The organism is Litorimonas haliclonae (genome assembly GCF_965138505.1).
Taxonomy (GTDB): Bacteria; Pseudomonadota; Alphaproteobacteria; order Caulobacterales; family Maricaulaceae; genus Litorimonas; species Litorimonas haliclonae.
In genome coordinates this window covers 366,992-381,151 of the sequence record NZ_CBCSCO010000001.1, presented here as the reverse complement: position 1 = coordinate 381,151, position 14,160 = coordinate 366,992, and the positions used below count along the sequence as shown (strand labels likewise).

11 protein-coding genes are annotated in these 14,160 nt (G+C 51.4%); 5 read left to right on the top strand and 6 right to left on the bottom strand.

Annotated features, from left to right (window positions below; translation table 11 throughout):
* The first annotated feature begins 61 nt into the window (after positions 1-61).
* Together clpS and clpA are read left to right on the top strand one after the other, a co-directional pair.
* Complete coding sequence (gene clpS / locus ACNA05_RS01660; RefSeq protein ID WP_415810102.1) at positions 62-418, top strand: ATP-dependent Clp protease adapter ClpS; 357 nt, start codon at positions 62-64, stop codon at positions 416-418.
* Between the two features lie 122 nt (positions 419-540).
* Complete coding sequence (clpA, locus tag ACNA05_RS01655) at positions 541-2,877, top strand: ATP-dependent Clp protease ATP-binding subunit ClpA (protein WP_415809634.1); 2,337 nt, start codon at positions 541-543, stop codon at positions 2,875-2,877.
* Positions 2,878-3,033: 156 nt separating this feature from the next.
* Here clpA and ACNA05_RS01650 read toward each other — a convergent pair whose 3' ends face one another.
* From ACNA05_RS01650 to ACNA05_RS01640, 3 genes are all read right to left on the bottom strand, one after another.
* Positions 3,034-3,435 (bottom strand): hypothetical protein, encoded by a 402-nt coding sequence (locus tag ACNA05_RS01650; RefSeq protein WP_415809633.1) that lies wholly within the window; start codon positions 3,433-3,435, stop codon positions 3,034-3,036.
* A gap of 263 nt (positions 3,436-3,698) precedes the next feature.
* Positions 3,699-4,274, bottom strand: a complete 576-nt coding sequence (locus ACNA05_RS01645; protein WP_415809632.1) for a DUF6438 domain-containing protein — start codon at positions 4,272-4,274, stop codon at positions 3,699-3,701.
* 126 nt (positions 4,275-4,400) lie between these two features.
* Positions 4,401-4,799 (bottom strand): YgiW/YdeI family stress tolerance OB fold protein, encoded by a 399-nt coding sequence (locus ACNA05_RS01640; protein WP_415809631.1) that lies wholly within the window; start codon positions 4,797-4,799, stop codon positions 4,401-4,403.
* Positions 4,800-5,069: 270 nt separating this feature from the next.
* Here ACNA05_RS01640 and aspS point away from each other — a divergent pair, with 270 nt between their 5' ends.
* Positions 5,070-6,893 (top strand): aspartate--tRNA ligase, encoded by a 1,824-nt coding sequence (gene aspS / locus ACNA05_RS01635; protein ID WP_415809630.1) that lies wholly within the window; start codon positions 5,070-5,072, stop codon positions 6,891-6,893.
* A gap of 57 nt (positions 6,894-6,950) precedes the next feature.
* Here aspS and ACNA05_RS01630 read toward each other — a convergent pair whose 3' ends face one another.
* A complete protein-coding gene (locus ACNA05_RS01630) occupies positions 6,951-7,859 on the bottom strand; it encodes a pentapeptide repeat-containing protein (RefSeq protein WP_415809629.1) in 909 nt (302 codons plus the stop codon).
* Positions 7,860-8,079: 220 nt separating this feature from the next.
* Between ACNA05_RS01630 and ACNA05_RS01625 the strand changes: the two genes are divergently transcribed.
* On the top strand, positions 8,080-8,478 hold the full coding sequence (locus ACNA05_RS01625) for an NADH:ubiquinone oxidoreductase subunit NDUFA12 (RefSeq protein WP_415809628.1): 399 nt from the start codon (positions 8,080-8,082) through the stop codon (positions 8,476-8,478).
* Complete coding sequence (locus tag ACNA05_RS01620; protein ID WP_415809627.1) at positions 8,471-8,968, top strand: DUF2155 domain-containing protein; 498 nt, start codon at positions 8,471-8,473, stop codon at positions 8,966-8,968. Before ACNA05_RS01625 ends, ACNA05_RS01620 begins: the two co-directional genes overlap by 8 nt.
* Before the next feature lie 499 nt (positions 8,969-9,467).
* Here the strand turns inward: ACNA05_RS01620 and parE are convergent, their stop codons facing one another.
* Positions 9,468-11,468: a DNA topoisomerase IV subunit B gene (parE, locus tag ACNA05_RS01615; protein ID WP_415809626.1), complete on the bottom strand. Its 2,001-nt coding sequence runs from the start codon at positions 11,466-11,468 to the stop codon at positions 9,468-9,470.
* Positions 11,469-11,567: 99 nt separating this feature from the next.
* The gene (locus ACNA05_RS01610; protein ID WP_415809625.1) at positions 11,568-14,159 is read right to left on the bottom strand and encodes a [protein-PII] uridylyltransferase family protein; all 2,592 of its coding nucleotides are present in this window, start codon (positions 14,157-14,159) and stop codon (positions 11,568-11,570) included.
* Position 14,160 lies beyond the last annotated feature (1 nt).

The following is a 14,160-nucleotide window of genomic DNA, read 5'->3' as shown; positions in this document are numbered from 1 at the left end:
TTCCGCACTCCGGCCCTTTTCAAATTCATAGAGACGCCTTACATTAGACGGAATGACAGAGATGATTCCATTATGGCTTTCTGGGCCCGAAGATGGCACGGGCAATGAAGATGACAGCGACGCGCCTGAACGGGGTGTGGCGACCAAAGTCAGGCCCAAGACGAAAAAGCCGTCCATGTACCGCGTGCTGTTGATGAATGATGATTATACGCCCATGGAATTTGTCGTCTCTATTCTCATAGGCATTTTTAAGAAGACCCAAGAAGAAGCAACGCAGGTTATGTTGCAAGTCCATCAATCCGGCATGGGAACCTGCGGCGTATATACATTTGAGATCGCCGAGACCAAAGTGACGCAAGTCATGGACGCGGCGAAACGTAACCAGCACCCTTTGCAGTGTACGCTCGAAAAAGTTTGACCTGTGCAATGAGCCGCAAAGCAAAACTGGCTCACAAAAATGTAAAGCAGCTTCGACATATACATGCCTTGATTTCGGATTGACCCTCCCCAAATCTGGTTATCAGAAGGAAGGAAAATTAAATGGCTTCATTTTCTCCAGTCTTGGAAGACACCATTCACCGCGCCTTGACGCTGGCCACGGATCGTAAACACGAGCTGGCCACGCTTGAGCATTTGCTGCTTGCGTTGTTGGATGACAAAGACGCCGCCGCCGTCATCAAAGCGTGCGACGTTGATATCGAACCGCTTCGGGCCGATGTCGCAAAATATCTCGATGAAGATCTTGCCTCGCTCGTCGTGGACGATTTCGAGGAAGCGCGCCCAACAGCCGGATTCCACCGGGTGATTCAGCGCGCCGTCATACATGTGCAATCTTCGGGCCGCGAAGAAGTCACGGGCGCCAATGCCTTGGTCGCTCTTTTTGCGGAACGCGAATCCCACGCAGTCTATTTCCTGCAAGAGCGGGATATGACGCGCTATGATGCGGTAAATTATATCAGTCACGGCATTTCCAAAAACGGCGACGCGAATGTGTCCAAGCCGATTTTGGGCGCCGGACAAGAGATGGACGGCGAGGACGCCAAGCAGAAAGATCCGTTGCAGGAATATACGGTCAACCTCAATGCCAAGGCGAAAGAGGGCAATATTGACCCGCTCATCGGCCGCGATGAAGAGGTGGAACGCTGCATTATGGTGCTGTCCCGCCGCCGCAAGAACAACCCGCTCCTCGTGGGGGATCCCGGCGTTGGTAAAACGGCCATCGCTGAGGGTATTGCGCGCCGCATCGTCAATGAAGAAGTGCCGGATGTCCTTTTGGACGCCACGATTTACTCGCTCGATATGGGGTCGCTTTTAGCCGGGACGCGCTATCGCGGCGATTTCGAGGAACGCCTGAAAGCGGTGGTGAACAAGTTGCAGGATACCCCCGGCGCGGTACTGTTCATCGACGAAATTCACACCATTATCGGCGCGGGCGCGACGAGCGGCGGGGCGATGGACGCCTCCAACCTGCTCAAGCCGGCTCTGCAAAGCGGAAAACTGCGCTGCATGGGATCAACGACTTATAAGGAATATCGTCAGCATTTCGAGAAAGACCGGGCGTTGTCTCGCCGTTTCCTTAAAATCGATGTGTCCGAGCCGACCGCCGAAGACGCCGTGAAAATCCTTCAGGGGCTGAAATCCTATTTCGAGGAATTTCATAATGTGAAATATACCGCTGCCGCCCTTCAAGGTGCGGTGGATCTCTCTGTGCGTCATATTACGGACCGGAAATTGCCGGATAAGGCGATCGATATTATCGACGAGGCCGGCGCGCGGACGCGTCTGGTGGATGAGGCCAAGCGCAAGAAAAAGATCGATATAAAAGAAATCGAATCTGTCATTGCCAAGATTGCCCGCATTCCGCCGAAATCGATTTCGCGTGATGACGAAAAAGCGCTCAAATCCCTCTCCATGGATCTAAAGCGTATGGTCTTTGGTCAGGATAAAGCGATCGAGCAGGTCACCTCTGCGGTCAAACTCGCGCGCGCTGGACTGCGTGAACCGGACAAGCCGATTGGCGCTTATCTATTCGCTGGACCAACAGGCGTCGGGAAAACCGAAGTCGCGAAACAGCTTGCCATGACGCAGGGTCTGGAACTGCTGCGCTTTGACATGTCCGAATATATGGAGCGGCATACCGTGTCGCGCCTCATTGGAGCGCCTCCCGGCTATGTCGGATATGATCAGGGCGGACTTCTGACCGATGCCGTAAACCAGAATCCGCACAGCATTTTGCTGCTCGATGAGATCGAGAAAGCCCATCCGGATATCTACAATATCCTGTTGCAGGTAATGGATAATGGCTTCCTGACAGATACCAATGGACGCAAGGTCGATTTCCGCAATGTGATCGTCATTATGACGACAAATGCGGGTGCGGCGGATGCGGCGAAAGCTGAAATTGGCTTTGGACGCGGCCTGAAGGATGACGAGCAGGAAGAGGCGATCAAACGCCGTTTCACGCCGGAATTCCGCAATCGCCTAGACGCTGTGGTGTCCTTCGCGGCGCTTACGCCCGAAGATATTGCCAAGGTCGTGGACAAATTCGTTATTCAGCTTGAGGCACAACTTGCCGACCGGAAAATCGAATTTGACCTGTCCAAAGCGGCCAATCTCTGGCTTGCCAATGAGGGCTATGACAAGCGCTACGGCGCCCGTCCTCTGGCCCGCACCATACAGGAACATATCAAAAAACCGCTCGCGGATGAGATCTTGTTCGGCAAGCTAAAGTCAGGCGGCCTGGTAAAGGTCGGCGTCGACAAGAAAAAGGAGAAACTTACCTTCAAGATTGTCCCGCCTGCCAAGCAGGGCCTGTCCGGCCCCGATAAATCAAAGGGCCTGCCGTCTCCGGAAGGTAACCCGAAAGAGGACGCGTAATGCGCGAAATCAATCCGGATTTATTTCAATGAAGCGCTGGGTCGGTAACGCCTCGGATGGATACAAAAGAGCCCGCCGCAAGGCGGGTTTTTTTATGCTAGTTTACTAAATTGTTTTGAGCCTATGAGGCTAACGAAATTTAAATCGGCTAGACTACTAATTCTGACCCGCATTAAATTTCGCTTCGAGTGATTTGGCGAATTGGACGATACGAATTTCGGTGTCGTGCATCGACTTATATGCGTTCGGCAAGGCCTCCACGGCCTTAATTAAATCTGAGTGTCTCTCGTCGCAAGGCTCGGAGGATTGGACATGAAGCCTTCCAGGCATTGAGCGATCCATATAGGTGGATTTAATCACATCGCTATTGAGATCGCTTGTGACGGCCGACCTTTTAGAGCGGTCGACCGGATCACCCGTTACAGCTTCCATGAAAGCGACCTGATAATAACATGAGCCCGGTTTGGGGTCATAATACCCCTTTTCCATTCCATATTCTGTTTTGTTATCAGGCTGCCGGAAATCCGCCTCGTGCCAATTTGTCTTTCTGAAGTTCACAAATCCACTTTAAAGTCTTCTTGTCTAACCCCATCAATTTTGTAGTAGCAGGATCCAGCGGATGTAATATTTATCGAGTCTGTGGAAATGGCTTCCTGAATTCTATTTTGCTCGGCGCCGCTACATCCCGTAGCGAGCACAATTCCTGTTAAGGCCAAAAATATCTTCTGCATAATTTAGAATCTTTTTAAGAAAAGTTCAGTCCCTAGTGAAATGGAGGAGTATGCGGACTCGAAACTATAGACTGTGCTTCTAAATGCGTTCTACGGGACTGATTTATGGGGTTCAAACGCCGCGTCACATTCCGCTGAATTATCTGTTCGCCGTCTTTGGCTGAAGTCACCAACCCATTTCTTTGTGGTGGCCGTCTCATCCACGGCCTGTTGCAACTTTGTCACCACGGCCGGCATGTCAATCATTTCACCTCCGTAATCGATTACAGTTTTAACTGTGTCATCGTAAGCTAGCCGGAGCGTGTAGGTTGGAAGGTCGGTAACAGGAGCTTTGTATTTGTCATCAAGCGCTTCAAAATCGGCTTCTTTAAAACGGTTGAACAAGGTTTGAACGTCTGTCTGAGGCAGGCTGTCTTCTCTCTTGCCAATTTCTTTCACGAAATTCCGGCCACAATAATTGACCGTTCCATCGCCTTCAATTTCGACAAAATAAGAGGGGCACGCGCCAAAACATAAGCTTCGGCTGAGACTGATGCTCACAGAGTCCCAAGTTTCGACTTCGGAAATGGAGGCATTCTCTGTTTGAGGGTTGTAGGTTGCACAACTGGCTAAAGTCGTCGTGAGCGCCAAGCTTCGAAGAAAATTGATGAGGTGATTACGGTTCATGAATTTAATTGCTCCGGACAATTGGCGTAATCAGCTTGCTCCGAATTATATGATACGTAAACAGAAAAACCCCGCCGAGAAGGCGAGGCTATCGTTAGAGGGAGTAGATACGCTCCCATCCTTAGCTTAGTTTGTGATGAGAGAATCAGGTGCGTTCACGTCCGCTGCAGATTTAAGCTCAATCCTATCGACGTCAATTTTTACGTCATTCCAGTCTTTGTCGACTTCACCTTTAATTGTCACCTCGGTTTTAGGGGTCACGGCTTGGCCGCGAAAGTCCTCATCGTCGATTTCAATCATGATCTCGCCGGAATCGTCGCGGAACATATATTCCTCATCGCGAACCTTGTTCACAATATACCCGTCCAGCTCTACATAAGCGTCGTCATATGCGTTTTTCACAGCGGAGACGGTGGAGAGGGTTTCTGTTGCCCCGGGGCCAGTGAACTGAGCTGCGGCGAGTGTTGGGACTGCGGCGGCTGTCGATCCAACAAGAGCGGCGGAGAGTAGAATTCGTTTTAACATAGCTATCCTCTTTGCTTTAAAAAATTTATTCAGTGGGGATGCTTTCCCATATTTTTCATACGGCTTTGTCTCATTCATGTTCCCTTAAACCCTTGTAAGGTGACCTCCACCCGCGAAAATATCTGGCTGGTGAGGTCCGGCGAGAAAGCATGCCAACACTTGACTTTTCGGCCAATTTTCCCGATGTCCCCGCACACATTAACCCGGCGCGGCGGACCGTTTCTCCGTCTCGCGCCTTAAGAGCCCAGATCACGGGCTGAGGAGTCTGAAATGCATGCTTTCCGTAGCCATACTTGTGGTGAATTACGCCAATCCCATGTCGGCGAAACCGCGAAACTCTCCGGGTGGGTTCACCGGAAACGCGAACACGCCAATGCCCTGTTCATTGACTTGCGGGACCATTACGGACTGACCCAAGTTGTTATTTATCCGAACGTCGAATTTTACGAGGCGGCGAAACGTTGCCCGTCCGAATCCGTTATTACCGTCACAGGTGAAGTTCTGGCCCGTGATAAAGAGGCGGTAAACTCCGAAATCCCAACGGGCGATGTCGAGCTTCGCGCCGAGACATTCCACATCGAGAGCCAAGCCGAGTCACTGCCTTTGCCGGTTTTCGGCGAGCAGGAATATCCCGAAGACATCCGTTTGAAGCACCGTTATCTGGATCTGCGCCGCGAGACATTGCATAAGAATATTATCTTGCGGGGTCAGGTCATCAATTCGCTGCGCCGCCGCATGATTGATCAAGGCTTTACCGAGTTTCAAACACCGATTCTGACGGCTAGCTCGCCCGAAGGCGCGCGCGACTTTCTTGTGCCGTCCCGCTTAAACCCCGGAAAATTTTACGCGCTTCCACAAGCGCCGCAGCAATTTAAACAGCTTTTGATGGTGGCGGGATTTGACCGTTATTTCCAGATTGCGCCATGTTTCCGCGACGAAGACGCCCGCGCGGACCGCTCTCCCGGCGAGTTTTACCAGCTCGATGTCGAAATGAGTTTTGTGACCCAAGAAGACGTCTTCAATGCGATTGAGCCGGTTATGGCAGGTGTGTTTGAAGAGTTTGCCGATGGCCGCGAAGTCCAGACGCCGTTCCCGCGTATTCCCTATAAGGAATCCATGGAGAAATACGGCTCTGACAAACCCGACCTGCGTATTCCGTTCGAGCTGACCGATGTGTCAGAATTTTTCACGGACGAGGCTAAGACCGGATTTGGTATCTTTGCTAAGATCACTAAGGGCGGCGGCAAAGTTATTGCTATTCCGGCGCCGCAAGCGGCAGCGAACCAGTCTCGCAAATTCTTCGACAATCTCGATAAATGGGCAAAGAAAGAAATGCAGGCGCCGGGCCTCGGCTATGCCCGCTTGAAAGAGGCGGAAAGCGGCGGCGTCGACTCTCAAGACCCAGTGCTTAAAAATTTCGAGCCTGACCATTTGAAAGCCCTGCTTGAGAAAATGGGGCTCGGCGCGGGCGACGGTATCTTCTTCTCAGCCGGCAAGAAAAGCGACGCCTATAAGCTCGCCGGTGCGGCCCGGAATAAGGTCGCGGCTGACCTCGACCTGATTGACGAAAAGGCCGGATTTAAATTCTGTTGGATTGTCGATTTCCCCATGTTCGAATGGGACGAAGACAATAAAAAAGTCGATTTCTCTCACAACCCGTTCTCTATGCCGCAAGGCGGGATGGAGGTGCTGGAAGCCGCCGATACGGTTGAAAAGCAGCTCGATATTCTGGCCTATCAATATGATATCGTCTGTAACGGCGTTGAGCTATCCTCCGGCGCGATCCGGAACCACAAACCTGAAATCATGTATAAGGCGTTCGAGATGGCCGGATATGGCCCCGAAGTGGTTGAAGATAAATTCGCCGGTATGATCAATGCGTTTAAATATGGCGCGCCGCCCCATGGCGGTATTGCGCCGGGCGTTGACCGTATTGTGATGTTGCTGGCGGGGGTAAACACAATCCGCGACGTCATTCTTTTCCCGATGAACGGACAAGCGCAAGATCTGATGATGAATGCACCAGGCGAGGCCGATCCGGCTCAGTTAAAAGAGTTGAATTTAAAACTCGTCCCCGTGGTCGAGCAGAAATAAGATCTCAGAGAGCCCCGCATTCGCGGGGGTTTTTGTAGGGGGAGGGGCTGATAAGCCTTATCGCTCAATAACGCGTTTGGAATTGGTTAGATCCGCATGGATGCTTTCCAATTTTTTCCGCATTGGGCGATTTTCTTTTGGAGTCGCGTCGAGAATGAACTCCACGTCTTTTATCGCGCGATCTAACCGCACGGCCGCCTGAATAAGGTCAGGGTCCATTCTGTCGTGGGAGTGATCGGCTACTTTCTCCAATGTTCCTTCACAATAAGGGACCGAAAGCTGTTTGGGCAGCTCTGTTTTCGCATTCCCGCAGGCCGCGTCGAGCTGAGCTTGATTTAGGCCTTGAACGTTAGACATTTTGGCGTCGGACAGATTAGCGCCTTTTAAAGAAGCTTCTGTCATGTAGGCGTAACCGAATGTTGCGCCTTTTAGAGTAGAGCCGTCCAAGATCGCCTTTTCCAAATTCATATGATTGAGCTGCGCGCCTTCGAAATTAGAGCCTTCAAAATTGACGTCCGGCGCTTTGACGCTCTCAAGGTTTGCGCCGCTGAAATCATTATGCTGAAATTTTCCGCGCGATAGATCTGCCCGGCGCAAATTGGCTTTGCGCAGAACAGAATCGGTGACATGCGCCTCGGTCAGGGTGGCGTCTTCCAGGACAGCGTCGTCCATCATTACTTTTTGTCCCTCAATACGGTAGAGGAGAGCCTTTTTGAAATGCGCGCCGGTCAGGTTCGACCCGTCAAACTGTCCCCCGGACAGGTTGGAGTTATTAAAAATAGACCCGGTAAAATCAGCATTCTTGAGCTTCACGCCATTCATACGCTTATTGGAAAGGTCACATTGGGCGCAGGACCCCGACGAGGCGTGCATTCGGGCATCCACCCGAATTTGTGCCTGTGCGGGCACAGCAAAGACAGTGAGCAGAAGGGCAGAGCCCATCAAGGTATGCGGTATATATGTCATCACCCGTATGTATAAGGCCCGCAAGAACGCGGGTAGAGTAAATAAGTCGTAAGGTGCTGTAGTTTTTTACGGGTTGTGATATTCAAATCACAGTTGGCGCGCCCCTGTTTCACAGTAAGATGGCCCTAATTCTGTCACATCTCGGCTTTACCTTGGCGCTGCGTAGGGGCATAACGCCTTCAAACGCAACCGCGTCGCAACGACTAACAGAGCAGGGCAAATGTCTTTCCTAAAACGTATTTTTACCTGGTGGAACGGATCGACTTTCGGGACGAACCTTATGATAGGCCGCCGCGGCGCGGAAATCGGCAAAGACGATTTCGGTAATACCTATTTTGAAGAGAAAGAAGAGACCTATGATGGGCGTAAACGTCGCTGGGTGACCTATACTGGCTATGCGGATGCGTCCCGTATTCCGGCCGCATGGCAAGGCTGGCTCACTCATACAAGCGAACTGCCTCCGACGGATGATGGCTATAAAGGTCATGCGTGGGAAAAAGAGCATATCCCGAATATGACGGGGACCCTTCACGCCTATAAGCCTAAAGGCAGCTTGGACCGGGGCGGAGACCGCCAAAAGGTCGCTGCGGATTACGAGGCTTGGTCTCCGGATGCCTAATCTCGACGGTTTGAAACAACTGCGGCGCGGTTTCGCCCTCTGTCTGGCGGTCGCGCTGGGCACGCTGACAGCTGTGTCCGCTGCCTCTCAAACCGACAGAAAAGACGAAGAAGACAAGAATTTGGTCGGCACGGCGGTCGTGCTGCGCACACTCGATAAAGTCACCGCCACGACGAAGGATTACACCGTCAAAATTGGGGACACGCTAGATTACGGCAGTCTCTCAATTACGGCGCGTCATTGCGAGAAAAGACCCCCAACGGAAATCCCGGAAACCTATGCCTTTCTTCAAATTACTGACGTCCGACTAAACGGCGAAGGCGATGTCGTCGAGGCCTCAAGCGAGGACGACGACGAAAACATGATTTTCTCCGGTTGGATGTACGCCTCTAAACCCGCCGTCAGCGCGCTGGACCACCGTGTCTATGATGTTTGGGTGATCGAGTGTCAGGTGCCTGAGAGCGCGATGGAAGGCAGCCTGCGGCGTTAAGAGGGGAATTATTCCTAGGCGAACTTTAATTTTTGATATTGTGTTCTTTCAAAAAATCGAAAATTTGCGGGTTTGTATGCTCAACTACAGGGTCATCTGATTCGTCGTCTTTACGATGATACTCGCCATCATCAAAAGCTAAGTACACTTGCCAAAATTTTGGAGGGAAGCCAGTATTCTTGTGATTTTCATCAAAGGAAATTACCCAATGAGAAAACGCTTCATTAGCTATAATGTCGCTAAAGTAATAATCTATACACCCCGTGCTATATAAATAAGCGAGACGAGAAAAAAATAAATCGAAGACTTGAGTAACCGAAGTATTCTCTTGTTTTGCTAGCTCGAGCCAGATTTCTTCGTTTAAGTAGAAGCTATCAGGATCTTTCTGTAATTAGCGTAAAGTTCAATTATTAGATTATCCATATGATTATCATTTTCGAGGTTTACTCTAAGCTAAGTAGATGCTCGCAAGCGTCTAACTTCTCAAATAATCTTTCGCCTAAACATCCACGTCCTCAATAAACTGGGCGTGATCCTGAATATATTGGAATCGTAAATCGGCGCGTTTGCCCATGAGCGTCTCCACGAGGGCTTCTGTTGTGGGTAGGGCGCTTGGATCGATGGTGATGCGGGCGAGGGTGCGGGTGCTTGGGTCCATTGTGGTGGACTTTAGCTGATTTGGGTTCATCTCGCCGAGGCCTTTAAACCGTCCGATATCGACTTTGCTTTTGCCTTTGAAAACAGTGCGCATCAGTTCTTCGCGGTCGGCGTCGTCAATGGCGTAAACAGTCGTTCCGCCGGCAGTCATTTTATAAAGGGGCGGCATCGCCATAAACAAACGGCCTTCCTCAATCAGGCCAGGCGTATAGCGATAGAAAAAGGTGATGAGGAGCGCCGCAATATGCGCGCCGTCCACATCCGCATCGGTCATGATAACAACGCGTTCATAGCGCAAATCATCCGTGTCGAATTTCTTCCCAAGCCCAACGCCGAGCGCGACGCAGAGGTCGGTGATTTCTGCATTGCGCTGAATTTTATCCATCGTTGCCGATTCGACATTCAGGATTTTACCCTTTAGCGGTAGAATGGCTTGTGTCTTGCGGTTGCGCGCCTGTTTGGCTGAACCGCCCGCAGAGTCGCCCTCGACAATGAAAATTTCGGTATCGTCCGCGCCTTTGTTCGAGCAATCTGCGAGCTTGCCGGGGAGGCGAAGTTTTTTCGTGGCGGATTTGCGTTTGACGTCGCGGGCCTTACGCCGTTTGACGCGCTCATCCGCGCGCTCAATCGCCCATTCAATAAGAGAGTTGGCGTCTTTGGGCGAATTGGCCAGCCAATGGTCAAACGGGTCGCGCACGGCGCTCTCGACGAGTTTGGTGGCCTCTGAACTAGAGAGTCTATCTTTTGTCTGGCCGACGAAATCAGGATCGGAAATAAAGACAGAGACGAGCGCCCCGGCGCCGAACATGACGTCATCCGGCTGCACATGGCTAAACTTTTTGCCCATGCCCGCAATATCGGCATAGGCGCGGAGGCCTTTGGTAATAGCGGCGCGAAGACCCGCCACATGAGTGCCGCCTTCCGGTGTGGGGACCGTGTTACAGTAGGAGCGGATAAAGCTGTCGGCTTCGCCGAAGCCTTCGGGACTCCAGGTAATCGCCCATTCGACACGTCCATGCCCGCCGACCTTTTTAGAGCGCCCGGCAAAAAGTTCTGACGTAATCGTCGCTTTACTGCCGATGGTCTCCGTCAAGAAGTCTGCCAGACCGCCGGGGAAGTGAAACACGGCTTCGGCTTCGATGTCGTCTGTTTGTTTGACCAGTTCTTCGGCGCATTTCCAGCGGATTTCGACCCCGGGCTCTAGATAGGCTTTTGCTCGTGCCATCCGGAAGAGACGAGGGGCTTTAAACTGGGCTTTGGGGCCAAAGATCTCGGGGTCAGGATGAAAACGGACTTTCGTGCCGCGGCGGTTATTTATAGCGCCAAGTTTTTCTATCTTGCCGTCGGGTTTACCGCGCCGGAACGTCATGCGGTAAAGCTGTTTGTCTCTCGCAACTTCCACTTCCATATGATCGGACAAGGCATTGACAACAGACACGCCGACGCCGTGAAGGCCGCCGGAGGTCTCATAAGCTTTGGAAGAGAATTTCCCGCCTGAATGCAGCTCGGTCATGATAACTTCGAGAGCCGACTTCTTAGGATATTTCGGGTGAGGGTCGACGGGGATGCCGCGCCCATTATCGGAAATAGACAGATAGCCATCAGCTTCGAGTTCGACCTCTATTCGGGTGGCGTGGCCAGCGACAGCTTCGTCCATGGAGTTATCAATGACTTCGGCAAAGAGGTGATGCAGCGCCCGGTCATCCGTGCCGCCAATATACATGCCGGGCCGCAAGCGCACAGGTTCCAACCCCTCCAAGACCTGAATGTCTTTCGCGGAGTAATTTTTACTGGAGGCGTCTTGTTTGCCGCCAAATAGGGGTTCGTCTTTGGAGTCGCTCATAAATTTTAGTCAGAGATTTCTGTCAGAACATTCGGTGAATCAGGCTTACTATGGAGTCTCTGGCCCGTCTGGCAAGCGCTTTTGCAAATGGTTTGTGTATTAAGTCGATTGCCACAGCACAGCTTGGCTATCGTCATTTTTCGGTGGCGGAATGCCGTTAAATAAATCGTCCATGGCGCGCAGGACTGAAGCGGCGTGAACTTCACTTCGATCCGCATATTCAATTGGGCTGAGGCTTTCACCTTTCTCTTTAAAGACGCCAATTTTAAACCGATCCGCCACTCTTTCAAAAGACTCTAATTTGAGTCCGAGTAGTCTCTCCCAAACTTGCTGATACTGCCAGAATTTAATCGCTTCTTCTAATTGCGGGTAGCTGGGTTGGCCGAGCACCTTTCGGCAGGCCTGGATATATTGGGCCTGCATCAACCCGCCGGGGCGGAGCTTTGCGTTGAAGTGATCATGCGGCGTTTCAATAATGCGTTGCTCGTCTATTCTCTGCCACATTATCCGAGCGTCTTGTAGGAATTGTGTTTCGTCTCTCGGTTTGGTCAGAATGCGGCGGCAGAGGTCGGAGACGTCGCGTCCCAAAGCCTCATTTCCGGCAACGACTCTCGCATGGGCCAGCGCAATATGTTCCCAAGTGTGAGCGCGGGTTAAGTGGTGGGTTTCAAAACTGCTGAATTTGACGCCCGGAGGTCCGCTCCGCCCGGACGGCCGAAGGCGCATATCCAGCTCATACGCAATGCCTTCTTTGAGCGGTGTGGTCAAAGTCGTGCGAAGACGCCGAACAACTTGGGAGGCTAGCTCACTGTCCGTCTCGTCGGTAAAAATAAAGACCAGATCCAGATCGGATTTCGGCGCCATGGTAGACGTGCCCATTTTACCAAGACCCAAGACCATCATATTTATTTGGTCCAGCTCAAGTTCGTCTTTTACAATGGTAATGGAGGTTTCCAGTGTCGTCTGCGCCAGGGCGGTCAGATTTTTCTGCAATTGTTGCAGACTATCTGATTTCTCCATAAACCCGTGATAATAGGCAAAGATATGCTCATTCACAAAACGCCTCAGACGATCGAGACGTAGGCCGTAATCTGGTTCAGCCAGAACTGTTTGAGCGTTCTCTTCGAGGGATTGTCGAGGGGTCAGGAAGACATCAATAATATGCGGGGATTGTTCCAAAATGGACGTCATATGCGGAGAGTGAAGCAGAGGCGTAATCAGCGTATCCAACAAACCTTCATGCCGTTCTAAAAGGTCAAAATATTGAGCCGATCTGGAAATGGATCGCAAAAAGGCGTCTACGCGTATCAACGCCATATTTGTATCGGCAATGCTCAGGATAACTCGGTTTAAGAGTCGTTTTCCGAGCCCTCGATAGCGGCCCTTAAGAGATTGCGGGAGTCCATGATCGTCAAATCCGCTTAACCAGCTTTCCGCTATGCCCTTTCCGACAGTGCTTAACTCGGTTTGATATGTTGCAAGCGGAGTTGTTGGGGAAGTCGTCTCAGCCTCGAAGAGTTTTTTAAAGCGCTCATTTACAAAACACCGGATGTCGAAAATCTCTTCATTTAGGTCGGAGAAACTAGCGTAATCCAATAAGGCCAGGAGTGCTGCCTGATCTTCTTCCGAGTTTGGGATTTTGTGTGTTTGCTCATTGAGCCTCATCTGAACCGCATTTTCTATTTGCCGTAAAGTCGCGTAATGAGCGCAAAGGGTATCGGCTTCTTTCTGGCTGAGATGGTTCAAGGCGGCCAGTTCTTGGAGGGCTTGGCGCGTGTTGGTGGTTTGTAATTCAGCCTGTTTCCCGCCCCACACAAGCTGCCTCGCATTGGCGAGGAATTCAATTTCGCGTATGCCGCCTGCACCCAGTTTTAAATTAAATCCGCTCGCGTCTTCGGTAATCGGGGCGACGGCGCGCCGTTCCTGCGCCAATCCCGGATGTTCGGTGTTAATGCGGGTTTTAAGTTCTGCAAGGTCATCCAGAGCGCGGAAATCAAGATTTTGCCGCCAGATAAACGGGGCTAGGCTTTCGATAAAGGTGTCTCCGACCTCTTTGTCGCCAGCGACAATACGGGCTTTCATCAAGGCAAGCCGGTGCCAGGGTAGGGCGCGGAAAAAATAAAACTTTTCGGCTTTGGATGTCGAGAGAGCCAGACCTGTTCCTGAGCTTTCCGGGCGAAGGCGCCAGTCAACGCGCCAGATATGCTGCGGAGCGTTTCGCGGAAACAGGATTTGCGTCAGCCCTTTCAGGCAATGATTTACGACAAAGTTTTGCCCCATATTTTCGGGGACGGGCAGAACGGCCGAATCGTAAAACCCGATGAGATCAATATCAGAGGAGAAGTTGAGATCGTCTCCGCCCAGCTTGCCAAGCCCCAAGACAAATAAACCTTTTGGATATTCTGACTTCAATTTAAATCGTTTGGCTGTGTCTTTCCACGCAAGACGAAGGGCCGCCTCTATGGTTGCATCAGCAAAACGGCTTTGAAACTTACCGAGCGCGTCAAAATCGATGTTGCCGGAAAAATTGTCAATTGCCCAGCGAAGAGCGAAACGGTTTTTGAGGTTTTGAAGGTCTTCTGCAGAAGCGGCGCTCTGCGTCAGAGACGTTAGAGCTTCGAGACTTTCCGTGGGCTCGCCAAGTTGTTCCCATAATCCCGAAAGATAGGGACTATGACTTAGACGCTCCACG